At 66.5% G+C, this 21,124-nt stretch carries 19 protein-coding genes; 6 read left to right on the top strand and 13 right to left on the bottom strand.

The annotated features are described in order from the left end of the window. The first annotated feature begins 71 nt into the window (after positions 1 to 71). Genes ABR323_RS01115 through lpxH form a run of 3 tightly spaced genes read left to right on the top strand, consistent with a single transcriptional unit; the run spans position 72 to position 2,542 of the window. A complete protein-coding gene (locus ABR323_RS01115; protein ID WP_439447909.1) occupies positions 72 to 1,217 on the top strand; it encodes a glycosyltransferase family 4 protein in 1,146 nt (381 codons plus the stop codon). Beyond that, the gene (locus ABR323_RS01120) at positions 1,198 to 1,737 is read left to right on the top strand and encodes a phosphatase PAP2 family protein (protein WP_135272473.1); all 540 of its coding nucleotides are present in this window, start codon (positions 1,198 to 1,200) and stop codon (positions 1,735 to 1,737) included. The genes ABR323_RS01115 and ABR323_RS01120 overlap by 20 nt, the downstream gene beginning before the upstream one ends. Before the next feature lie 58 nt (positions 1,738 to 1,795). Further along, the gene (gene lpxH, locus ABR323_RS01125; protein ID WP_439447910.1) at positions 1,796 to 2,542 is read left to right on the top strand and encodes a UDP-2,3-diacylglucosamine diphosphatase; all 747 of its coding nucleotides are present in this window, start codon (positions 1,796 to 1,798) and stop codon (positions 2,540 to 2,542) included. A gap of 87 nt (positions 2,543 to 2,629) precedes the next feature. Here lpxH and ABR323_RS01130 read toward each other — a convergent pair whose 3' ends face one another. Then, on the bottom strand, positions 2,630 to 3,883 hold the full coding sequence (locus tag ABR323_RS01130; protein ID WP_135272471.1) for a zinc-dependent metalloprotease: 1,254 nt from the start codon (positions 3,881 to 3,883) through the stop codon (positions 2,630 to 2,632). A gap of 226 nt (positions 3,884 to 4,109) precedes the next feature. Here ABR323_RS01130 and ABR323_RS01135 point away from each other — a divergent pair, with 226 nt between their 5' ends. After that, positions 4,110 to 5,567, top strand: a complete 1,458-nt coding sequence (locus tag ABR323_RS01135) for a DUF2235 domain-containing protein (protein WP_439447911.1) — start codon at positions 4,110 to 4,112, stop codon at positions 5,565 to 5,567. Between the two features lie 67 nt (positions 5,568 to 5,634). Here ABR323_RS01135 and ABR323_RS01140 read toward each other — a convergent pair whose 3' ends face one another. The 7 genes from ABR323_RS01140 to ABR323_RS01170 form a co-directional block, all read right to left on the bottom strand. Further along, positions 5,635 to 6,459, bottom strand: coding sequence for a ferritin-like domain-containing protein (locus tag ABR323_RS01140; RefSeq protein WP_439447912.1), 825 nt, complete (start codon positions 6,457 to 6,459; stop codon positions 5,635 to 5,637). Between the two features lie 8 nt (positions 6,460 to 6,467). Beyond that, on the bottom strand, positions 6,468 to 7,934 hold the full coding sequence (purF, locus tag ABR323_RS01145) for an amidophosphoribosyltransferase (RefSeq protein ID WP_135272467.1): 1,467 nt from the start codon (positions 7,932 to 7,934) through the stop codon (positions 6,468 to 6,470). A 30-nt stretch (positions 7,935 to 7,964) separates the two neighbouring features. Then, positions 7,965 to 8,744: a CvpA family protein gene (locus ABR323_RS01150; RefSeq protein ID WP_439447913.1), complete on the bottom strand. Its 780-nt coding sequence runs from the start codon at positions 8,742 to 8,744 to the stop codon at positions 7,965 to 7,967. A 46-nt stretch (positions 8,745 to 8,790) separates the two neighbouring features. Beyond that, positions 8,791 to 9,840 (bottom strand): SPOR domain-containing protein, encoded by a 1,050-nt coding sequence (locus tag ABR323_RS01155; protein WP_439447914.1) that lies wholly within the window; start codon positions 9,838 to 9,840, stop codon positions 8,791 to 8,793. A gap of 81 nt (positions 9,841 to 9,921) precedes the next feature. Continuing rightward, positions 9,922 to 11,193 (bottom strand): bifunctional tetrahydrofolate synthase/dihydrofolate synthase, encoded by a 1,272-nt coding sequence (gene folC, locus ABR323_RS01160; RefSeq protein ID WP_439447915.1) that lies wholly within the window; start codon positions 11,191 to 11,193, stop codon positions 9,922 to 9,924. A 40-nt stretch (positions 11,194 to 11,233) separates the two neighbouring features. Further along, entirely contained in the window at positions 11,234 to 11,878 is a 645-nt protein-coding gene (locus ABR323_RS01165) for a histidine phosphatase family protein (protein WP_439447916.1), read from the bottom strand. Positions 11,879 to 12,118: 240 nt separating this feature from the next. Further along, entirely contained in the window at positions 12,119 to 14,281 is a 2,163-nt protein-coding gene (locus ABR323_RS01170) for a S46 family peptidase (protein ID WP_439447917.1), read from the bottom strand. 307 nt (positions 14,282 to 14,588) lie between these two features. Between ABR323_RS01170 and tdh the strand changes: the two genes are divergently transcribed. Continuing rightward, positions 14,589 to 15,611, top strand: coding sequence for an L-threonine 3-dehydrogenase (gene tdh / locus ABR323_RS01175; RefSeq protein ID WP_032952044.1), 1,023 nt, complete (start codon positions 14,589 to 14,591; stop codon positions 15,609 to 15,611). 132 nt (positions 15,612 to 15,743) lie between these two features. Here tdh and ABR323_RS01180 read toward each other — a convergent pair whose 3' ends face one another. After that, on the bottom strand, positions 15,744 to 16,439 hold the full coding sequence (locus tag ABR323_RS01180; protein WP_135272462.1) for a TorF family putative porin: 696 nt from the start codon (positions 16,437 to 16,439) through the stop codon (positions 15,744 to 15,746). Positions 16,440 to 16,644: 205 nt separating this feature from the next. Between ABR323_RS01180 and kbl the strand changes: the two genes are divergently transcribed. Further along, a complete protein-coding gene (gene kbl / locus ABR323_RS01185; RefSeq protein ID WP_439447918.1) occupies positions 16,645 to 17,853 on the top strand; it encodes a glycine C-acetyltransferase in 1,209 nt (402 codons plus the stop codon). 117 nt (positions 17,854 to 17,970) lie between these two features. Here the strand turns inward: kbl and ABR323_RS01190 are convergent, their stop codons facing one another. From ABR323_RS01190 to ABR323_RS01205, 4 genes are all read right to left on the bottom strand, one after another. Continuing rightward, a complete protein-coding gene (locus ABR323_RS01190; RefSeq protein ID WP_439447919.1) occupies positions 17,971 to 18,306 on the bottom strand; it encodes a hypothetical protein in 336 nt (111 codons plus the stop codon). Between the two features lie 85 nt (positions 18,307 to 18,391). Continuing rightward, positions 18,392 to 19,198 (bottom strand): pseudouridine synthase, encoded by an 807-nt coding sequence (locus tag ABR323_RS01195; RefSeq protein ID WP_312846202.1) that lies wholly within the window; start codon positions 19,196 to 19,198, stop codon positions 18,392 to 18,394. A 20-nt stretch (positions 19,199 to 19,218) separates the two neighbouring features. Then, the gene (locus tag ABR323_RS01200; RefSeq protein ID WP_439447920.1) at positions 19,219 to 19,725 is read right to left on the bottom strand and encodes a hypothetical protein; all 507 of its coding nucleotides are present in this window, start codon (positions 19,723 to 19,725) and stop codon (positions 19,219 to 19,221) included. 229 nt (positions 19,726 to 19,954) lie between these two features. Next, the gene (locus ABR323_RS01205; RefSeq protein ID WP_135272458.1) at positions 19,955 to 21,046 is read right to left on the bottom strand and encodes an OmpA family protein; all 1,092 of its coding nucleotides are present in this window, start codon (positions 21,044 to 21,046) and stop codon (positions 19,955 to 19,957) included. Between the last annotated feature and the right edge of the window lie 78 nt (positions 21,047 to 21,124).

Below are 21,124 nucleotides of genomic sequence, written 5' to 3' on the forward strand. Positions count from 1 at the left end.
CCAGCGGTCGCAAAGCGGTCATATCGGCTACATCGCCAGGCCCGAGCATGCCGGAAACCCGGAGGCCCGCCATGCGCTATGCCATCGTCACCGAGACCTATCCGCCGGAAGTGAATGGCGTTGCCCTCACCGTGCAGGGCCTGGAACAGGGGCTGCGCGCATCGGGGCATGACATCGACCTGATCCGGCCACGTCAGGCCGGCGAGGCGCTGGAGTCGGCACCGGGCACCCTGCTGGTTCCGGGCGCCGCTCTGCCGCGCTATCCCGGCCTGCGCTTCGGGCTGCCGGCACCGATCCGGCTGGGCCGCCATTGGCAGCAGCAGCGACCCGATGCCGTGTATGTGGCCACAGAAGGCCCGCTGGGCTGGTCGGCGCTGCGCACTGCCCGCCGTCTGGGCATCCCGGTTGCCAGCGGCTTCCACACCCGCTTCGACGAGTACCTGCCCGACTACGGCGTGGCCTGGCTGCAGGCAGCGGCAATGCGCTGGATGCGCCGCTTCCACAACCAGGCCGATGCGACCCTGGTTCCGACCCGCGAACTGCAGCAGTTCCTCGGCGAACAGGGCTTCGAACGTGTGCGCCTGCTGGCACGCGCGGTCGACAGCCAGCAGTTCGATCCGGGCCGGCGCGATCCCGCATTGCGCGAGGAATGGGGGGTGGACGGCAACGGCCTGGTGGCGATCTACGTCGGGCGCATCGCCGCGGAGAAGAACCTCGGCCTGGCTGTGAAGGCCTTCCGCCGACTGCAGCAGATCCGGCCCAAGGCGCGCTTCGTGTGGGTAGGTGATGGCCCGGCCCGCGAGAAGCTGGCGCATGACAACCCCGACTTCATTTTCTGTGGCATCCAGCGCGGCGATGCCTTGGCACGGCACTTCGCCAGCGGCGATCTGTTCCTGTTTCCCAGCCGCAGCGAGACATTTGGCAACGTGACCCTGGAAAGCATGGCCAGCGGCCTGGCAACCGTGGCCTTCGACTACGGCGCCGCCCGCGAATACCTGCGTAACGGCGAGAACGGCGCAGCGGTGGACAACGACGAGCAGTTCATCGAAGCGGCCGTGCAACTGGCCGCTGACGATGCGCGCCGCCACGCACTGGGCAGCAGCGCCGCGCAGGCGATGAAACGCCTGCATCCACAGCAGGTGGTGGCCGAGTTCGACGCCCTGCTGGCCGAACTGGCCCAGTCGCGGAGGAGCGGCCATGCGCACCACGCCGCTTGAGCTGCTGGCCGGCCGCGAAGCACGGCTGTGCCGGCGGGCCAACCACTACTGCCGGCGCCGCCGCGTGCGCCGTCTGTTCTCGGTCATCAGCCGGCTCGGCGATGGCGTGTTCTGGTATGTCCTGATGGGCGCGCTGGTGGTACTGGACGGCTTCGATGGCCTGCGGGCCTCACTGCACATGGCCACCACCGGCCTGGCTGCGCTGCTGCTGTACAAGAGCCTGAAGCGCTGGACCCGGCGCCCGCGCCCGTACGCCGCGGACCTGCGCATCCGCGCCTGGGTGGCACCGCTGGACGAATTCAGCTTCCCCTCGGGGCACACGCTGCACGCGGTGTCGTTCACCATCGTCGCACTGGCCTACTACCCGTGGCTGGCACCGCTGCTGGTGCCGTTCACCGTCGGCGTAGCGCTGTCGCGGGTGGTGCTGGGCCTTCATTACCCCAGCGACGTGCTCGCTGCCACCGGCATCGCCGCGCTGCTGGCTGCGGCCAGCCTGGCGTGGCTGCCGCTGCCGGTGTAAGCCCGCCGCCGGGCATGGCCCGGCGCTACCGTCATCGCCGATGGCCTAGAATGCAGGCATGACCACGCTGTTCATTTCCGACCTGCACCTGGACCCCAGCCGTCCGGAGATCACCGACCTGTTCCTGCGCTTCCTGCGCGAACAGGCGCCCACCGCCGATGCGCTGTACATCCTCGGCGACCTGTTCGAAGCCTGGATCGGCGACGACACGCCTTCGCCCACCGCAGATGCGGTAGCCGATGCGTTGAAGGTGCTGACCGACAGCGGCGTGCCGGCATACTTCATCCGTGGCAACCGCGATTTCCTGCTCGGCGAGGACTACGCGCGCCGCGCCGGCCTGCGCATCCTGCCCGACCCCTGCGTGATCGAACTGTACGGGCGCCCGGTGCTGCTGCAGCACGGTGACCTGCTGTGTACCGATGACATCCCCTACCAGCAGTTCCGTGCACAGACACGTGACCCGGCATTCCAGGCGCAGTTCCTGTCGCAGCCGCTGGCCGCGCGCATCGCGTTCGCGCAGAAGGCACGCGAGGCCAGCCAGGCCCGCCAGTCGGACATGAAGCAGGGTGACCGCGCGCAGTTTGAAACGGTCACCGACGTGGCCCCGGCCGAAGTGGAGGCGACTTACGTGCGCCATGGCGTGGACACGATGATCCATGGCCACACCCATCGCCCGGCGATCCACACGCTGCAGGCCGGCGGACGCAGCTGCACCCGCATCGTGCTGGGCGACTGGTACGAACAGGGGTCGGTGCTGCGCGTGGATGCCAACGGCTGGCGTCTGGATTCGCTCAGCCGCGGATGATGGATCGCAGGGTGCCAACCAAGGTTGGCATCTACCAGAGCAGGTACACGCGCCCTGGTAGACACCGACCCTGGCTGGCGCCTGGGCTCAGCGGAAGGCCGCGATGGTGGCCTTGGTATTGACCAGCACGCGCTGGTTGTCGGCACTGCTGGCGATGCCCATCGGCACGCCGTTGTAGCTGATGTTGGGATTGGACCAGTAGTTCAACCGTGGGCAACCGGCCGAGCAGTCATAGGCCATGATCGTGCGCCAGCGCGAACCGGTTGCCGGCTCGTAGCGATAGCCATGGCCATAGGCGTAAGGCGACGTGCTGGGATCACTGGCGATGTCATGCCGTGCGCTCTGCAGATGGCCGATCTCATGCGCGAAGGAGTAATAGCCGGTCGCGCAATCCCAGTACACCGCCGCGAAGGCCGTCGAAGCGGTGGAGCCGATGCCCGAAGCCAGCCCGCAATAGCTCGTGTTGTTGATCAGCAGCACACCGACGTCGGCAGCGGTGGTGTTGCGGCTGGTATGGATGCTGTCCATGTAGCCGTCACTGGTGTTGCGGAAGCGGGTCAGGTCGGTGGTGAAATTGCCGGACTCGGTGTAGCTGGTGGTTTCATAACCGGCCAGCTGCATGGTGATGCCGACGTTGCTGTTGACGTAGCCCTGGTTGGATTCGGCTACCGCCAGTTGCACCAGCGACTGCATGTTGCCGCCATAGGCCGCGACGGCGGCATTGGTCGCCACTACCAGTACGCGGATGGTCGCCGGGCTTCCCGACGAGGCCTGAGCGGCGCCGAGGCGATCATTGGCCGGCATGGCGATCTTCGGCAACTGGTTGTAGTCGGCCGGATGGTCGGCCGGCATCCGCGACTCGTCCACTTCCACCAACACATGGCGGTTGCCCAGCGGACGCAGCCGGTAAAGCTTGCCGTCCTTGCGGATCGAACCGGTGAGGGTGTTGCCCGAACGCACCAGGATCACTGAATTGCCGGGATCATCCTGACCGTTCGAAGTGGCGGCAGTCAGCCGATCGGACGGCGAGCGCAACTGGCCATACCAGATGCTGCCGCCATCGGGCAGCGACTCGACCTTGCTGCGTAGTGCCTGCACGCGCTGGCCGAGCAGCTCGAACTCAAGCTGCGGCTGCGCGGTCGCCGCAGCATCCACACGCACTTCCTGTACCGTCGCGGTGGACGGGGTGGCCAGCAGCTTGCCCAGCGCGGGCTCACTGTTTGCCGATGCCCGGCTGATGACGGTCACCGGCTCGAACAACGGTGCGGCATGCGCGGCCGCCACCACTGACAAACCCAACACCAGGCCACCTGCCGCTTTGCCAATCGATCTGGACAACATTGCGTCGCTCCTTGAATGATGTGAACAGCGTTGATGCAGCACGCCCGGGGTTTGCCGGGTTTGGCCATATGGCCTGCGCGGGTCGTGTGAATTCAATAGAAGATGGGAATGAAAATCAGGAACTGTGATCGACCGCATCTGCGTTCAGTCAGGTCAAAAGCGTCACTACACTTCGCCAACACACCGCTTTCGCGCTACCGTGACGCAGCCACGACGGGGAATGCACATGGCACCACCGCAGAACACGGACGAAGATGTCGGCTTGCTGCGGATCGGCCTGTTCTTCGACGGCACCCGCAACAACGCGCACAATCTGGAACGTGATCGCCCGCAGCGGCCACAGCCGCGCCCCGCCCAGTTGCGCACCGATGACGATTCGACCTACCAGAGCCGGCTGACCAGCAGCTACGACAACGGCCTGACCAACATCGCCCGACTACAGCGGCTGTACCCCGACAGCCGCCGCGATGCGCTGGCCACACCCTCGCTGTCGATCTATGTGGAAGGCGTCGGCACCCGCGATGATGCAGACGACGACCTGATCGGGTTGGCCTTCGGTATCGGTGCCAGCGGCGTGCGCGCCAAAGTACAACGCGCGCTGCAGGTACTGTTGCCGGCCGCACTGGCCGAGCTGTCCACACGCTGGCATCAACCGCTGCGGCGCGTGCAGCTGGACCTGTTCGGCTATTCGCGCGGTGCCGCCGCTGCACGCGATATCGCCAACCAGTTGCAGGCCTGGGACAGCACGCGCTGGCGGCAACTGCTGCAGTCATCGGGCATGATCTGTGCCAGCGATTTCGCTGCCGCAACCCCGCTACTGCGCTTCATCGGTCTGTTGGACACCGTGGTTGCGGTCAATGGCGGCCGCGCCGACGAACAGCCACGGCTGGCGCTGCGTACCGGCATCGCCGGCCAGGTGCTGCAGCTGACGGCACGCGATGAACACCGCCAGCACTACCCGCTCACCAGCGTGGCGCCTCCCTTTACCGAGGTCGCGCTGCCAGGGGTGCACGCCAACATTGGCGGTGGCTACAACCAGCTCGAAGAAGGGCCCAAGCTGCTCAGCCGGCCGCGCCGCCAGCAGCTGCGACGCCCTGCCGTTGCCGACTACCAGACACCCCCGTTGGCGGTACTGCAGGCGACCACGGCCTACGCCGAAGCACAGGCCGATGCCGAACGCTGGCGACAGCAACTGGGCGCGGACCAGAAGGAAGTGTGGGTGGATGTGTGGCACCAGTGGCAGCAGCAGCGTCGTGCAGGCAGCCGCAGCGTATTGCTGTCACCGGTGCTGTATGTGACTGCTGCGGTGGTGCTGCGCCGGCGCATCGACTGGCGGTACCAGCTGATCGCCCTGCAGGTGATGCAGCAGCATGCACGCGATGCCGGCGTGCAGTGGCGTGCCAATGCCGCCGATGTTCCGGGCTGGGAGCTTCCATCTGCGCTGCTGCCGATCGCCCGCAGGCTGGTGGCCGGGCAGGCGCTGACCCAGACCCAGGAGGCGTTGCTGCGAAGGCGCTACCTGATGCAGTCGGCGCACTGGAATTTCGATGCGCTGGGCGATACCGCCTTGACCTATGCCGCCGATGCCGGCGTCAGCGAACTGCCCTACCGGCCGGGCCCCGGCCTGTTCTACATCAACCGGCCGACGGTGGATGGCAAGCGCGTGGTGTTGCCGAACGCATGAAAAAGGGGACGGAGGGGATTAAGTCGTTTGGGGCACAAACGACTTAATCCCCTCCGTCCCCTTTTTCTCAACCGGCCTGCTCGACCAGGTTGGCGAGCTCATCCGCATCGAATCCGGCCAACAGCCGCGCTTCCATATTGAAGGGGCCATACAGGTAGCCGCCAGCGTATTCGACCAGCAGCTCCTTGAAACGCGCGCGTGGTTCTACACCCGCGCGGTCGCAGTACCAGCGGAACCAACGAGAACCGGCGGCGACGTGCGCCACTTCCTCACGCAGGATCACTTCAAGCACATCGGCAGTTGCAGCGTCACCGACATTGCGCAGTTTCTCGATCATGCCCGGGGTCACATCCAGGCCGCGTGCTTCCAGTACGCGCGGCACCAGCGCCATCCGCGCCAGACCGTCATGCGCGGTCTTTTCGCACATCTCCCACAAGCCGTTGTGCGCGGGGAAATCAGCGTAGTCGTGGCCATGCACCTGCAGGCGTTCGCGCAGCAGCATGAAGTGCCGCGATTCGTCGTCGGCACAGCTGACCCAATCGGCATGGAACGCCGACGGCAGGCCACGGAAGCGGTACACCGCATCCCAGGCCAGGTCGATCGCATTGAGTTCGATGTGGGCGATGGCGTGGATGAAGGCAGCACGCCCTTCCACGCCCCCCAGCCCGCGCCGGGGTACTTCGCGCGGATGCACCAGCACCAGCTGCGCCGGCCGGCCCGGCATGCAGATCGGCTCCGGCGGCGGCGCATCGGCGGCCACCTTCAGGCGGCCGGCCCGGAACGCGGCCGCGTAGGCCTGGGTCAGCGCCACCTTGCGCAGCGGGTCGGCTTCGGCCAGACACTGCTGCGCAGCACGCAGCAGGTCGCCGCCGACGTCAGGCACGTCAACCACGCTGGGCCTCAGGCGCGGCGCTTGTGCTTGGCATCGTCCGAGCGCAACTGCTGGATGCGTTCGAAATAGCCCGGTTCGATGCCCGTCGGGTAATGGCCGTTGAAGCAGGACGAATCGAAGTTGCGCAGTGCCGGATTGCCTTCGCTCACCGCCGCTTCCATGTCCTCGATGTCCTGGTAGATCAGCCAGTCGCAGCCCAGGTGGGCTTCGATCTCTTCCACCGTGCGGTTGTGCGCGACCAGCTCTTCGGCCGCCGGCATGTCGATACCGTAGATGTTCGGGTAGCGCACCGGCGGTGCGGCGCTGGCCAGGTAGACCTTGCGCGCGCCTGCATCACGGGCCATCTGCACGATCTGCTGGCTGGTGGTGCCGCGCACGATCGAGTCGTCCACCAGCAGCACCACGCGGTTGCGGAACTCCAGGTGGATCGGATTGAGCTTGCGGCGCACCGACTTCACCCTCTCACCCTGCCCCGGCATGATGAAGGTGCGGCCGATGTAGCGGTTCTTGATGAAGCCTTCGCGATACTTCACGCCCAGCACGTTGGAGATTTCCAGCGCGGCATCGCGCGAGGTATCCGGGATCGGAATGATGGTGTCGATGTCGTGGTCCGGGCGCAGGCGCAGGATCTTCTCGCCCAGTTTGATGCCCATGCGCATGCGCGCCTTGTGCACCGACACGTTGTCGATCATCGAATCCGGGCGTGCGAAGTACACGTATTCGAAGATGCACGGGGTGTGCTCGGCCGGCTCGGCGCAGATCTCCGAGAACAGCTCGCCGCGCGCAGTGATCACCAGCGCTTCGCCCGGCTGCACGTCACGCACGCGCTGGAAGCCCAGCACGTCCAGCGCAGCCGACTCAGACGCCACGATGTACTCGTCGCCCTCGGCATGGCTGCGCTTGCCCAGCACCAGCGGACGGATGCCGTGCGGGTCGCGGAAGGCCACCAGGCCCAGGCCCAGCACCACGCTGACCACCGCATAGCCGCCCTTGCAGCGGCGGTGCACGCCGGCCACCGCGCGGATCGCGGCTTCCGGGCTCAGCTGGCGCTGCTGTTCCAGTTCGTAGGCAAACACGTTCAACAGCACTTCGCTGTCCGAATCGGTGTTGACGTTGCGGCGGTCCTGCTCGAACACCTGCTGGCGCAGCGCCTCGGTGTTGATCAGGTTGCCGTTGTGGGCCAGCGCGATGCCGTACGGCGAATTGACGTAGAACGGCTGCGCTTCGTCCATGCCTTCCGAACCAGCGGTCGGGTAGCGCACATGGGCGATGCCGACGCTGCCTTCCAGGGTGGACATGGTGCGTGCATCGAACACATCACGGACCAGGCCGGTGGCCTTCTGCACCCGCAGGCGGCTGCCATTGACGGTGGCGATGCCCGCCGCATCCTGGCCGCGATGCTGGAGGACGGTCAAGCCGTCATACAACTGCCCGGCGACGTTCTGGTTGCCGACGATTCCGACGATGCCACACATGGTGCGAGGTCTCCGCTGGGCTGTGCCCAGTTACAAGGAAGGTGGCCGTACCTGGCCGCGGTGGTCGCCGCGCGCGCGGTCGACGTTGGCCGGATCGCCCGGCTCGATACTGTCCGGCAGTGCAGGAGCGTCCGGGCGCACTTCGGCCGGATCGTAGGAATCGCCCTGTTCCGCTTTCGCAGGCCGCAGCCATCCGCTGCCTGCCACTACCTGGTTGAGGATGCCATTATCGCCTGCCGCGCCCGGCTTTCCCAACCCGACGCCTGCGTTCTTGCCCAACTCCATCAATGCAGATGGGGACAGCGCGTCGGTCGGCAAGCCCTTGGGCAGCAGATCGGCCCCGGGAACCTCCCAGTGCGGCAGTTTGCTGTTCATCCAGGCCACGGTCGGGTTCAGCAACGGGCGCACGGCCGAGCGCTGCCAGGAGGGCTCGGCGGTCAGCGGGGTGAAACTGCCCAGCAGCAGCAGGATCGCAGCGATCAAGCCGCCGCGTACGGCTCCCAGCACCCCGCCCAGCAAGCGGTCCAGGCTGGTCAGCATGCTGCGGTGAACCAGGGCCTTGATGACCATGCCGATCACGGCGACCACGATCATCACGCCGATGCCCACACCCAGGTAGCCACCGACGAAGTGTTCGCCGCCCGGGGCGGCCGGGGCCGCCCACCAATGGGCGGCATCGTTGCCGAAGGCGAAGGCCGCCCAAGCAGCCAGCAGCCACGACAGGGTGCCGATGACGATTCCCACGAAGCCGCGCAGCATCCCCAGCAGGGTCGAGGCGGCGATCACGATCAGCAGCACCACGTCGATCATGGCGCCCCGCTCCTTCGGCGGCGCTGGCAACGGGGCTGCGCGTGGGTCATGGGTGCGGTCGGACCATGCCGGCCACGCCGACCTTGGCGGCGACCTGCGCCTTCAGCTGCTCGGCATCGGCGCGGTTGGCCACCGGCCCGACGCGGACGCGATGCAGGGTGCCCTTGTCGGTACGCACCTGCTCGACGAAGGCACTGAAACCTGCGCCACGGACCTTGTCGCGCAGTGCATTGGCATCGTTGGCCTGGCCGAACGCACCCAGCTGCACGGCGAAGCCGACACCGCTGGCAGCCGGTGCTGCCGGCGTGGCTGGCGTGGCTGGCGCCGGCGCCGGCTTGCTGGCCGTGGTTTCCGGCTTCGGCTCGGGCTTGGCTTCCGGCTTCGGTGCCGGCTTCGGCGGCTCCGGCTTGGCCACCGGCGTGGTGGTGGCGGTCGGCGTGCTCGGCGGCAGGCTTTCGCTGCGCACTGGATTGCCAGTGGCCGACGGCGTGGTGGCTGCTGCCGGGGTGCTGGCGCTTGCCGGCGCAGGCGCCGGGGTAGCGGCAACCGCGGCACTGTTGCCCGCCGCCGCATCCAGGGCAATGACTTCGGCCTTCACATCGGCGCGGATCTTCACCGCCTGCAGGCGGGCCGCTTCGGCCTGGGCACGATCGGCGTACGGTCCGACCCGCACACGCCACGCCTGGCGGCCGTTGATGGTGGCGGTCTCGGTGAAGCCCGGCAGCTGCGAGCGCTTCAGGTACGCGATCACCGCATCCGCATCGGCCTTGCTGCCGTACGCACCGAAGGTGACCGCATAGTTGCCGGCGGCCACCGCCGGCGAGGTGTCCACGGTCGGCGGAGTGGCCGGTGCGGCAGCATCCGCCAGCGGCTTGGCCTGACCGGTCTGCAGGCCGGTGGCGCCGCCTGCCGGGGCGACCAGCGGCAGTTCACGGGTTTCGAACTGGCCATCGGCTGGCGCATCCGGCGCGGCGATCGGCACATTGGCCACCCCGCTGTCCGGGGCCGGCCCCTTGACCAGCATCGGCAGGAAAATCACGGCCAGCGCTACCAGCACGATGGCACCAATCAGACGCTGTTTCAGAGGCGTATCCACGTGAGGCAGGCAACTGTCCGGGGGTTGCCATCGATTATACGGGTGCCGGGCCGGACGGCGTCGGCGTTGGCTGAACGCGGATCAGGCCGGGTCCTGAAGCCACTGCAGGGCCGCGGCGGCGGTATGGAACGAGCCGAACACCAACACGCGGTCGCCACGTTCGGCCTGGGCCAGCACCTGCGCCAGTGCCTGTTCGACGGTATCGGCCAGCTGCGCCTTGGCCGCAGCCGTGCCGGCCAGGCGTGCCTGCAACTGCGCGGCACTCTGTCCACGCGGGCCGTCCAGGCCTGCCAGGGTCCACGCGCCCACAACGTCCTGCAGCGCCTGCACCACGCCCAGCGCGTCCTTGTCCTGCAACGCGGCGTACACCGCCAGGGTACGGCCCGGCGACACTTCGGCCTTCAGCGCACGCGCCAGCTGGCCAGCAGCCTGCGGGTTGTGGCCGACATCGACGCGGATCTGCACGCCGTCGCGCTCGAACGCCTGCAGGCGGCCGGCGATGCGGGCGGCGGCCACACCCTCGGCCCAGGCGGCACGCGGCACCGGCTTGTCCAGCGCGCGCAGTGCGGCGATGGCGGCACCGGCATTGGCCAGCTGGATCGGTCCGGCCAGCGCCGGGATCGGCAGCTCCAGGCGGGTTCCAACATCGCGCCAGCGCCAGCGCTCGGCATCGATCGGTTCGTAGAAATAGTCGCTGCCACCGCGGATCGCATTGGCGCCCAGCCGGTAGGCCCGTGCGAGCACGCTCGATGGCGGATCGGTCTCGCCCAGGATCACCGGCTTCCAGCCGCGGATGATGCCGGCCTTCTCGGTGCCGATGGCCTCGCGGTCCTCGCCCAGCCATTCGGCGTGGTCGATGTCCACGGTGGTGATCACGGCGACATCGGCGTCGATGATGTTGACCGCATCCAGGCGCCCGCCCAGACCCACTTCCAGCACGGCCAGGTCCAGGTCGGCGTCGGTGAACAGCTGCAGCGCCGCCAGCGTGCCGTACTCGAAATAGGTCAGTGTGGTGTCACCGCGTGCCGCTTCGACGGCGTTGAAGGCGGCGACCAGCGCGGCATCGTCCACCTCCTGGCCATCGATGCGCACGCGCTCGTTGTAGCGCAGCAGATGCGGCGACGTGTAGGCACCCACCTTCCAGCCCGCGGCACGCGCGATGGCTTCGATGAAGGCCACGGTGGAACCCTTGCCGTTGGTACCACCGACCACGATGGTGCGCCCGGCCGGCGCACCAATACCCATCGCGGTGGCCACGGTGCGCACGCGCTCCAGGCCCATGTCGATGGTCGCCGGGTGCTGGCGTTCAATGTAATCCAGCCAATCGGCCAGGGTGGTCGGGGTGTTCGTCACGGCAGTGCTTCCAACAGGTACAGGTGGTTCGGTGTGATGGTCAGAGTGCGCGGTGCTTGGCTTCGCCGAAGAACGGCGTGTGATGGGCGCAATCGTTCAGGCGCACCACTTCCAGGCTGTCCAGATCCGCGCCTTCGAGCAGGTTGAGCGTGGTCGGTGCCTGGCGGAAGGTCCACAGGCGGGAAATCGGCAGGCCCAGCACCTTGCACAGGATCACGCGGTTGACCGCATCGTGCGCAACCACCAGCAGGGTGTCGTGCTCGCCAAGGCCTTCGGTGGCACGGGCCAGGCCGCGCCAGCTGCGCTCCAGCACCAGGCGCAGCGATTCACCGCCGGGCATCAGCACGGTATCGGGTTCCTCGCGCCAGGCCTGCAGGCGCGACGGATCCTTCTCGTTGATCTCGCTGGCCAGCAGGCCTTCCCACTCACCGTGGGCGATTTCCTGCAGCTCCGGCTCGGTCAGCAGCATGTCGGCACGGGCGGCGCCAAGCGCCAACTGCGCGGTGCGCTGCGCGCGCGACAGCGGCGAGGCAACGGCACGGGTGATGTCCACCGAGACCAGACGGGCGCCAAGGGCCTGGGCCTGGGCTTCACCGATCGGCGAAAGCGGAATATCGATCTGGCCCTGGTAGCGGCCTTCGGCGTTCCACGGCGTTTCGCCGTGACGGGCAAGCAGGATGCGCATGCGTGCAAGGGGTCCTGGGGGGAGGAGGTTTCCGCGTTTCGTTCACATCCTGTGAAGTACGCGGAACAGGGATGATACCTGTTCGGCGCACCGGGCCGGACCGGGCATGAAAAAACCCCGCGACAGACGTCGCGGGGTTTCGGGATCGCGGAGGGCGCGCCGGGCAGTAGATCCACGCCATGCGTGGATGCACCGCCCGGCAGTGTCTGCAGGCGTTGCCGGCCAGCGGCCGGCACTACCTCACTTAGCCAGGTTCAGTTCCTTCAGCAGCTGCGGCGCCGGCGCCACTTCCTGCATGATCCACTGCATGTAGCGGCTGTCGACGGCGATCATGCGGGTCATCACCGGGTCGAACACCCAGTTGGAGCTGACCGATTCCCAGTTGCCGTCGAACGCCAGGCCGACCAGCTTGCCGTTGGCATCCAGCACCGGCGAACCCGAGTTGCCGCCGGTGATGTCCAGGTTGGACAGGAAGTTCACCGGCACCGAACCAATGCGCTTGTCTTCCAGGCCGCCGTAACGCTTGGCCTTGACCGCATCGAGCAGCGCCTTCGGCGAATCGAACGGATCTTCACCGGTTTCCTTCACCGCCACGCCTTCCAGGGTGGTGAACGGGGTGTACTTCACGCCGTCCTTGCCATAGCCCATGACGTTGCCGAACGTGATGCGCAGCGACAGGTTGGCGTCCGGATACACGAACTCACCCTGGCTCTTCTTGTAGTCGGCCACGGCCTGCAGGTACAGCGGACGCGCGGTCAGCGATTCGCCTTCGCGGATCTTCTTCTGCTCTTCCTGCTTCAGCAGTGCCGGCATGACGGCCACGGCGTACTGGATGGCCGGGTCCCTGCTGGCTTCAAACGCGGCGCGGTCGGCCTTGAACCACTTCAGGCGGTTGTCCAGGCTGCCCAGCTCGGTGCCGCCCAGCTTGGCCACCAGCGACTTCACCGCAGCGGCATCGCTGCCGGCCAGCCACTTGTTCAGCACCTCGTTGTCGCGCTGCGCGGCCGGCAGGGCCACGTACTGGTCCAGCCAGTAGGTCTGCAGCTGCTGGTCCATCTTCGCCACGTAGCGGCGGTCCATCTGCTTCAGGCCACCTTCGATGGTGGTCAGGTCGCGCTCCTGGTAACCGGCTTCGCGCTCGGCATCCGGCTTGCTGCGCTCGATCGACAGGCGGTACAGGGTGATCGCCGCGCCAACAGCCGAGGTGTTGTTGAACTGGCCAACGAACAGATCGCGCTCGCGGGTGGCCTTGCTGGTATCCAGGTGCTTGAGCAGCTGTGCGTGCGCGGCCAGGGCCGGCTTGCCGGCAGCGCCCTGCTTCTTCAGCCACGCCAGCACGGCGGCTTCTTCGGCCTGCTTCTGGCCGGCGGCGTCGATGCGCTTGAAGCCTTCCAGCTGGCCCAGATAGTTCTTGGCCACGTTGTTCATGCTGGCGGCGGTGGCGGCGTACTTCACCTTGACGTCGGCGTCGGCCTTGCCGGCATCGGCGATCATCTTCAGCACTGCGTTGTAGTGCTTGGCGATGGTCGGGTAGGTGAAGCTGGCGGTCTCGTTGAATTCACCGGCCAGCGCATAGCGGTTGGTGCGGCCCGGGTAGCCGGCCACCATCACGAAGTCGTCGGCGCCCAGCGGCTGGTCGGCGAACTTGAGGAAATGCTTGGGCTGGTACGGCACGTTGTCGGCAGCGAACGCGGCCGGCTTGCCGTCCTTGCCGACGTAGGCGCGGTAGAACGAGAAGTCACCGGTGTGGCGCGGCCACATCCAGTTGTCGACGTCACCGCCGAACTTGCCGACGCTGCCCGGGGGCGCGTAGACCAGGCGCACGTCCTTGATTTCCATGTTGCGGAACAGGCGGTAGGTGTTGCCGCCGGAGAAGCTGTACAGGCGGCAGCGGAAGCCGGCATCGGCTTCACAGGCGGCCACCTGGGCCTTGTCGAAAGCGTCCAGCGCGCGGCTGCGGGCCAGCGGATCGTTGCCGGCGCCGGCAATGGCGGCCTTGGCCTGGGCGGTGACGTCGGTGATCTGGTCGAGCACGAACACGCGGGCGTTCGGGCCGGCACTCAGTTCGTCGCTGAGCTTGGGTGCGTTGAAGCCGTCCTTGATCAGGTTCTTCTGCGCGGTCGAATTCAGCTGGATGGCGCCGTAAGCGCAGTGGTGGTTGGTAACCACCAGGCCCTGCGGCGAGACAAAGCTGGCGGTGCAGCCGCCGAGGGCAACCACGGCGCCCATCGGGTCGCCGGTCAGGTTGGCCAGCTGTTCCGGGGACAACTTGAGGCCGGCCTTCTGCAGCGGGCCGGCGATTTCCGGCAGCTGCTGCGGCACCCACATGCCTTCAGCGGCATGGGCGACCTGGACCAGCGCAAGGCTGGCGACGACGGAGAATGCAAGCAGGTTCGAGCGCATGGAGCGACCCCTGGTAGTGGAACCTTCGATTGTAGCCCGCTGCCCTGCCCCGGCCCGAACCCCGGAAGTCATGGACCGGGCGCACCGACGCCCTCCACCGGGCCTGGCCCGGCGCTACCGCTTGCGCGCGCCCTCCCCGGTAGCGCCGGGCCATGCCCGACGAGCGCAGCGGCGTCGTTCGAAACACCCGGCCAAGCTGGCCTTTCGTTCCGCCACTGCACCCGCAGCGCAACATGGGAAATCCGCGCAGGCCTCTATAATCCGCGTTTTCCCCCTGATGAGTTCCACCCCGATGGCGCAGCAAACGATGAAGGCCCTGGTCAAGCGCGAAGCAGCCAAGGGCATCTGGATGGAAGAGGTTCCGGTGCCGACCCCGGGCCCCAACCAGGTGTTGATCAAGCTGGAAAAGACCGCGATCTGCGGCACCGACCTGCATATCTACCTGTGGGACGAGTGGAGCCAGCGCACGATCAAGCCGGGCCTGACCATCGGCCATGAATTCGTCGGCCGCATTGCTGAAATCGGCCCGGGCGTGACCGGCTATGAGATCGGCCAGCGCGTGTCGGCCGAAGGCCACATCGTCTGCGGCCATTGCCGCAACTGCCGTGGCGGCCGCCCGCACCTGTGCCCGAACACCGTCGGCATCGGCGTCAACGTCAACGGCGCGTTCGCCGAATACATGGTGATGCCGGCCAGCAACCTGTGGCCGATCCCGGACCAGATCCCGTCGGAGCTGGCCGCGTTCTTCGACCCGTACGGCAATGCCGCGCACTGCGCACTGGAATTCAACGTGATCGGTGAGGACGTGCTGATCACCGGCGCCGGCCCGATCGGCATCATCGCAGCGGGCATCTGCAAGCACATCGGTGCGCGCAACGTGGTGGTCACCGACGTCAACGATTTCCGCCTGAAGCTGGCCGCCGACATGGGCGCCACCCGCGTGGTCAACGTCGCCAACACCTCGTTGAAGGACGTGATGAAGGAACTGCACATGGAGGGCTTCGACGTGGGCCTGGAAATGAGCGGCAACCCGCGCGCGTTCAACGACATGCTCGACTGCATGTACCACGGCGGCAAGATCGCCATGCTCGGCATCATGCCCAAGGGCGCTGGCTGCGACTGGGACAAGATCATCTTCAAGGGCCTCACCGTGCAGGGCATCTACGGCCGCAAGATGTACGAGACCTGGTACAAGATGACCCAGCTGGTGCTGTCTGGTTTCCCGCTGGGCAAGGTGATGACCCACCAGCTGCCGATCGACGACTTCCAGAAGGGCTTCGACCTGATGGAAGAAGGCAAGGCCGGCAAGGTTGTGTTGAGCTGGAATTGACCCTTCGCTCCGCGCGCGAATGGTGGGTGCCGAGCTTGCTCGGCACGCCTTGGAATTGAAAAAGGCGCCCATGGGGCGCCTTTCTCGTAAAGCGTGCCAGGCAAGCCTGACACCTACCGTAACGCTTCGGCGTTACTTTCCGACCGCCACGCTCAGCATCACCCGGCTGTGGGCCAGCTTGCCGGAGTTGTCACGGCCATTGCCGTCGGTGCCGTAGTAGCCCAGGCCAACGTTGAACAAGCCGAACTGGCGCGCGACGCCGACGTTCCAGTCGGTGTAATCCTTGGCGATGCCATCTTCGAAGGTGCTGCGACCGACGTTGGCGTTCAAGGTGAAGTCCTTCGGCAGGCCCCAGCTGCCGCCCAGGCCGAAGTACCAGCCATCGGTGCTGCTGTTCCACACATCGTTGCTGTAGGCCACCGTCAGCTTGTAGGTGTCATCCAGCGTGGTGGTGGTGATCAGCTCGTTGTAGTTCTGGCGGCTGGACTTGAGGTAGGTGTAGCGGTTCAGCAGCACGTCGAAGTTGACCCGCTCGGTGACGTCCACGCCGTAGCCGATCAGGTAGTCGATTTCGGTCTTCGGATCGCCCGGACCGAAGTCCACGCCCGAGCCCCAGACGCCGGCATACAGGCCGACCGGGCTGGTGTAGGTGAAGCCAGCCTGCAGGGTCGGATCCTCATCGGTCTGCGACACACCACGGAACAGGTAATCGGAAACGGCAGTGACGTTCCAGCTGTACGGCGATTCGTTTTCCTGGGCGCTGGCGGCGAACGGGGCGGCCAGGGTCAGGGCAGCGGCAATGGCGAGGCAGGCACGGGCGTGCTTCATGAGCGTCTCCGGTGGGGGCGGTGGCGTGGAAGGCGGTAGCGGGCGTAGCAGCCGGAGCGCGACAGCTCCGGTTCACGAATTCTTAACCAGTTTGCTATTGCGATGCAACATGTGCCGGCCATGGCGATGGCCCATCCGGAGCGGTTGGTGAGCAACGATGCCCGGTAGAATCAGCGGTTTCCCCGTTCAGAGCCGTGCCCACGCCATGACCGACGCCTCCTCCGCCCTGACCCGCCACTACGCCGAGGAACTGGACGCCATCCGCGCCCAGGGCCTGTTCAAGTCCGAGCGGATCATCACCAGCCCGCAGTCGGCCGAGATCACCCTCGAAGACGGCCGCACGGTGCTGAACTTCTGCGCCAACAACTACCTGGGCCTGGCCGACCACCCGGACCTGATCCAGGCCGCGAAAGACGCGCTGGACAGCCACGGCTTCGGCATGGCGTCGGTACGTTTCATCTGCGGCACCCAGGACCTGCACAAGCAGCTGGAAGCGCAGATCGCCAGCTTCTTCGGCAAGCAGGACACCATCCTGTACGCGGCCTGCTTCGACGCCAACGGCGGCCTGTTCGAGCCGCTGCTGGGCGAGAACGACGCCATCATTTCCGATGCGTTGAACCATGCCTCGATCATCGACGGCGTGCGCCTGTGCAAGGCCAAGCGCTTCCGCTACGCCAACTGCGACATGGCCGATCTGGAAGCGCAGCTGCAGGCCGCCGACGCTGCCGGCTGCAGGACCAAGCTGATCACCACCGACGGCGTGTTCTCGATGGACGGCTTCATCGCCCCGCTGGACGAAATCACCGCGCTGGCGAAGAAGTACAACGCACTGGTGCATATCGACGAATGCCATGCCACCGGCTTCCTTGGCGCCAGCGGCCGCGGTTCGGCCGAGGTGAAGGGCGTGCTGGAGAAGATCGACATCATCACCGGCACCCTGGGCAAGGCCATGGGCGGTGCACTGGGTGGCTTCACCTGCGCCAGCAGCGAAGTGATCGAACTGCTGCGCCAGCGTTCGCGCCCGTACCTGTTCTCCAACTCGCTGCCGCCGCACGTGGTCGCCGCCGGCATCAAGGCGTTTGAAATGCTGGCCGCCGCCGACGACCTGCGCAGCACGCTGGCCGAGAACACCACCTACTTCCGCGAAAAGATGACCGCCGCCGGTTTCGACGTGAAGCCGGGCGTACATCCGATCAGCCCGGTGATGCTGTACGACGCACCGCTGGCGCAGAAGTTCGCCGAGCGCCTGCTGGAAGAAGGCATCTACGCGATCGGTTTCTTCTTCCCGGTGGTGCCCAAGGGCCAGGCGCGCATCCGCACCCAGATCAGCGCCGCGCACAGCCGCGAGCACCTGGACCGTGCCATCGATGCGTTCACCCGCATTGGCGTCGAGCTGGGCGTGATCAAGGGCTGATGACGCCCCGGGGTCGGATCCCTTTCCGCAGGAAAGGGCTCTGACCCCAGCAACAGCTTCCGCGCTACGCGCTCGCCGGGCATGGCCCGGCGCTACCGAAATGACGCGCATTGCGCGTCATTTCTTTTTCTTCTTGCCCTTCGGTTCGTCCTTGCTGGCCACCACCACCGGCTTGGTAGCAGCATCCTGGCCGTTGCCCTTGGCCACACGGATGCCATTGGCCTTCATCCATGCGTCGAACTGGTCGGCGGTCATCTTCTGGTCGCCGTTGCTCATCAGGAAGCGGTAGCTGCCGCGACCGTCCAGTTCCGGGGTCTTCACTTCCACCACCGGGGTCTCGGCCGGCGTTTCCGCCTTGGCCACCTTCTTGTGGCCGCCACAGGCAGTGAGCAGCACCATCGGCAGCAGCAGGCCTGCGCAGCGCAGGGTGTGATTGAGGGTCGGGTGGTACATGGGCAGGCTCCGTTCGGGAAATTCAACAACCAGGCGCCCCCTACGCCTGGAACGGTGGCCGGCGGGCGCCGGCCGCGGGCGATGATCAGCCCGTTGCAGCGGCCCCCAGCCGCTGCTGGTCGCTGACCTCCAGCACCCGCCACTGGCCCTTGCCGAGATCGCCGAGCGTGAGCTCTCCGATCGCAACCCGGACCAACCGCAGCACCTGCAGGTCGAATGCCGCCAACAGGCGACGGATATGGCGGTTGCGCCCCTCGTCGAGGACCACCTCCAGCCACGCGGTCTTGTCGCCGCTGCGCAGCACGCGCACGGCCTGGGCAACCAGGAACTCGCCCTCGTCTTCGACACCGGCGCGCAGCGCTGCCAGGATGTCCTCGTCGGGCAGGCGGTCCACCTGTACGTGATAGGTCTTCTGCGGCCCGGTCTGCGGATCGGTCAGATGCGCGGCCCACTGCGGATCATTGCTGAACAGCAGCAGGCCTTCACTGGCCTTGTCCAGCCGCCCGACCGGCGCGATCCACGGCAGGCCGGCACCATCGAAACAGCGGTACACGGTGTCGCGGCCGCGCTCGTCCTGCGCGGTCGTCACTACCCCGCGCGGCTTGTTGAGCATCAGGTACAGGCGCTGCGGTGCGCCCATCGGCTGGCCGTCGACCTCGATCGGCGGCGCCGGGCTGGCAATCGGGAATTCCGGATCACGGACAATGCGCCCGGCGACACGAACACGGCCATCGGCGATCCAGCGCGCGGCCTCGCTGCGCGAGCACACGCCGGCCTTGGACAGCACGCGCGCCAGACCATGGCGCACGCCGCTGGAGGCGTTCGGATTCGCACGCCCACGCGAGGCGTGGGAGCGGGCAGCGGGGGCGGCAGGTGGGCGGCGCGTGCGCAAGCCTCTGCTCCCCGCGTCGCTTACTTCTTGTCGACCGGCTTGGTTTCAGCCGGTGCTTCGGCTGCAGCCGGCGTAGCCGCTGGAACCGGACGGGCCTTGACCACACGCACGCCGCGCGCCTTCATCCAGGCGTCGAACTCTTCGGCGGTCATGCGCTTGCCGTTCTGGCTCATGTCGAAGCGCCACGGCGTGTTGTCGAACTCGGTCTGCGGCTTGTAGGCCGCCGGATCGTTCGCCTTCACCGCCGGCGCGCTCGGAATGGCCTTGGCGATGTTCTGGCAACCATCGATGCGCAGTCGCTGCAGCACCTGGTCCAACGACTGCGACGGATCGTAGTTGCCGCTCAGCACGCCGGCCGGCATACCCAGCTGGTTGCCGCGGATGTACAGCTCGTCAGCCACCGGCGCGATGGTCGTGGCCGGCAACGGCAGCGGCGAGGCGCTGGTGTTGACCGAGCAATCGACCGCAGCGTGGGCGGCGGGAACCAGGGCCAGCGCCAGGACGGCGGCCGATGCAGAGCGCAGCATGAAGGACATCCAGGAAAGGAAGTGACGCGGCGAGTTTAGCAATGCCGCGACAGCTTTCAAGCGCCACTTTCAATGAATACCGCAACTCATTGGTTTTAGAAGAAAATTACTGACGAACGGTCGGCTACCAACGGATGATTCGGGGGGTTCCGGGCATTCCGGGCCGCAGAAACAACAAGACCCGGCCGAAGCCGGGTCCTGCTGTGTCTTACTGGCAGAGCGTCAGAACTTAGTTCTGGACGTTCAGCTCGGTACGACGGTTCTTGGCGCGACCTTCCGGGTTGTCCGAACCATCCGGGTTGGTGTTCGGAGCAATCGGACGGCTCTCGCCGTAGCCGATCGGGCCGACCAGACGACCGGCGTCAACGCCGTTCTTGGTCAGGTAGTTGTACACGGCGGTAGCACGACGCTCCGACAGCTTCTGGTTGTAAGCGTCGGTACCCTTCGAGTCGGTGTGACCGGCAACTTCAACGCGCAGATCCGGGTAACGCTTCAGGATCTCGGTGGCTTCGCTCAGGATGGCCACGGCGTCCGGACGCAGGTTCGACTTGTCGAAGTCGAAGTTCACGCCCTTCAGGTCGATCGAGACCGGCACCGGGCAACCGTCCGGACCGATGGTCTGACCCGGCTGCGAGTTCGGGCACTTGTCGTCGCAGTTGTTGACGCCGTCACCGTCGTCATCCAGGTCGGCGCAGCTCGGAGCAACCGGAGCCGGAGCAACGGTGGCAGCAACCGGAGCCGGGCCCAGCGGGATCACGACGCCGACCGAAGCCAGCACGTCGCCGAACCAGTCTTCCTTCGGAGCAGCAATGCTCTTGTCGTCGAAGACAGCGCGGTAGGCCACTTCGGCGCGCACAGCAACGCGCTTCTCGAAGGTGGTCTGCAGGCCGACGCCGAGCTTGGCGGCAACGTTGCCGTCCTTACGCTCGCGCGGACCATTGGCGTTCAGTGCCGGGTACTCTTCTTCCGACTTCTGGTAGCCCAGGCCACCCAGGATGTACGGGTTCCAGCCGCGGCCTTCCTTGATGAAGTGGCGACGCAGGTCCAGCGAGACGCCGTACTGCGACCAGTTCAGGTCCTTGTTCGAATCGAAGTTCGGGTTCTGATAGTTCAGCTCACCGTCCAGCGACCAGTTCGGGCTGATGAACTTGCCCAGGCCCAGGGTCACGAACGGAGCGTCATTGGTCAGACGGTCGCTGTCCTGGAAGTTGAAGCCGGCCGAACCGGTCAGGTACCAGCGGTCATCGAACTCCTGCGCGGAAGCAGCCTGGGCAAAAGCCAGACCACCCAGCAGCGCGGCAGTAAGGATCTTCTTGTTCATTGAGTACAGCTCCTATTTCGGGGGTATGAAACCGGTAGAGGCATGGGCCAGCACTACTGCGTCGAAGCTCGACAGCCG

Origin of the sequence: Stenotrophomonas sp. ATs4 (genome assembly GCF_051861585.1) — a bacterium.
In the GTDB taxonomy this organism is placed as follows: Bacteria; Pseudomonadota; Gammaproteobacteria; order Xanthomonadales; family Xanthomonadaceae; genus Stenotrophomonas; species Stenotrophomonas maltophilia_AS.

What these genes read in the sequence shown, in the direction of transcription:
- ABR323_RS01115 (WP_439447909.1), top strand. Translation starts at nt 72, where the DNA reads ATGCGCTATGCCATCGTCACCGAGACCTATCCGCCGGAAGTGAATGGC.
- ABR323_RS01120 (WP_135272473.1), top strand. Translation starts at nt 1,198, where the DNA reads ATGCGCACCACGCCGCTTGAGCTGCTGGCCGGCCGCGAAGCACGGCTG.
- lpxH (WP_439447910.1), top strand. Translation starts at nt 1,796, where the DNA reads ATGACCACGCTGTTCATTTCCGACCTGCACCTGGACCCCAGCCGTCCG.
- ABR323_RS01130 (WP_135272471.1), bottom strand. Translation starts at nt 3,883, where the DNA reads ATGTTGTCCAGATCGATTGGCAAAGCGGCAGGTGGCCTGGTGTTGGGT.
- ABR323_RS01135 (WP_439447911.1), top strand. Translation starts at nt 4,110, where the DNA reads ATGGCACCACCGCAGAACACGGACGAAGATGTCGGCTTGCTGCGGATC.
- purF (WP_135272467.1), bottom strand. Translation starts at nt 7,934, where the DNA reads ATGTGTGGCATCGTCGGAATCGTCGGCAACCAGAACGTCGCCGGGCAG.
- ABR323_RS01150 (WP_439447913.1), bottom strand. Translation starts at nt 8,744, where the DNA reads ATGATCGACGTGGTGCTGCTGATCGTGATCGCCGCCTCGACCCTGCTG.
- ABR323_RS01165 (WP_439447916.1), bottom strand. Translation starts at nt 11,878, where the DNA reads ATGCGCATCCTGCTTGCCCGTCACGGCGAAACGCCGTGGAACGCCGAA.
- ABR323_RS01170 (WP_439447917.1), bottom strand. Translation starts at nt 14,281, where the DNA reads ATGCGCTCGAACCTGCTTGCATTCTCCGTCGTCGCCAGCCTTGCGCTG.
- tdh (WP_032952044.1), top strand. Translation starts at nt 14,589, where the DNA reads ATGAAGGCCCTGGTCAAGCGCGAAGCAGCCAAGGGCATCTGGATGGAA.
- ABR323_RS01180 (WP_135272462.1), bottom strand. Translation starts at nt 16,439, where the DNA reads ATGAAGCACGCCCGTGCCTGCCTCGCCATTGCCGCTGCCCTGACCCTG.
- kbl (WP_439447918.1), top strand. Translation starts at nt 16,645, where the DNA reads ATGACCGACGCCTCCTCCGCCCTGACCCGCCACTACGCCGAGGAACTG.
- ABR323_RS01190 (WP_439447919.1), bottom strand. Translation starts at nt 18,306, where the DNA reads ATGTACCACCCGACCCTCAATCACACCCTGCGCTGCGCAGGCCTGCTG.
- ABR323_RS01200 (WP_439447920.1), bottom strand. Translation starts at nt 19,725, where the DNA reads ATGCTGCGCTCTGCATCGGCCGCCGTCCTGGCGCTGGCCCTGGTTCCC.
- ABR323_RS01205 (WP_135272458.1), bottom strand. Translation starts at nt 21,046, where the DNA reads ATGAACAAGAAGATCCTTACTGCCGCGCTGCTGGGTGGTCTGGCTTTT.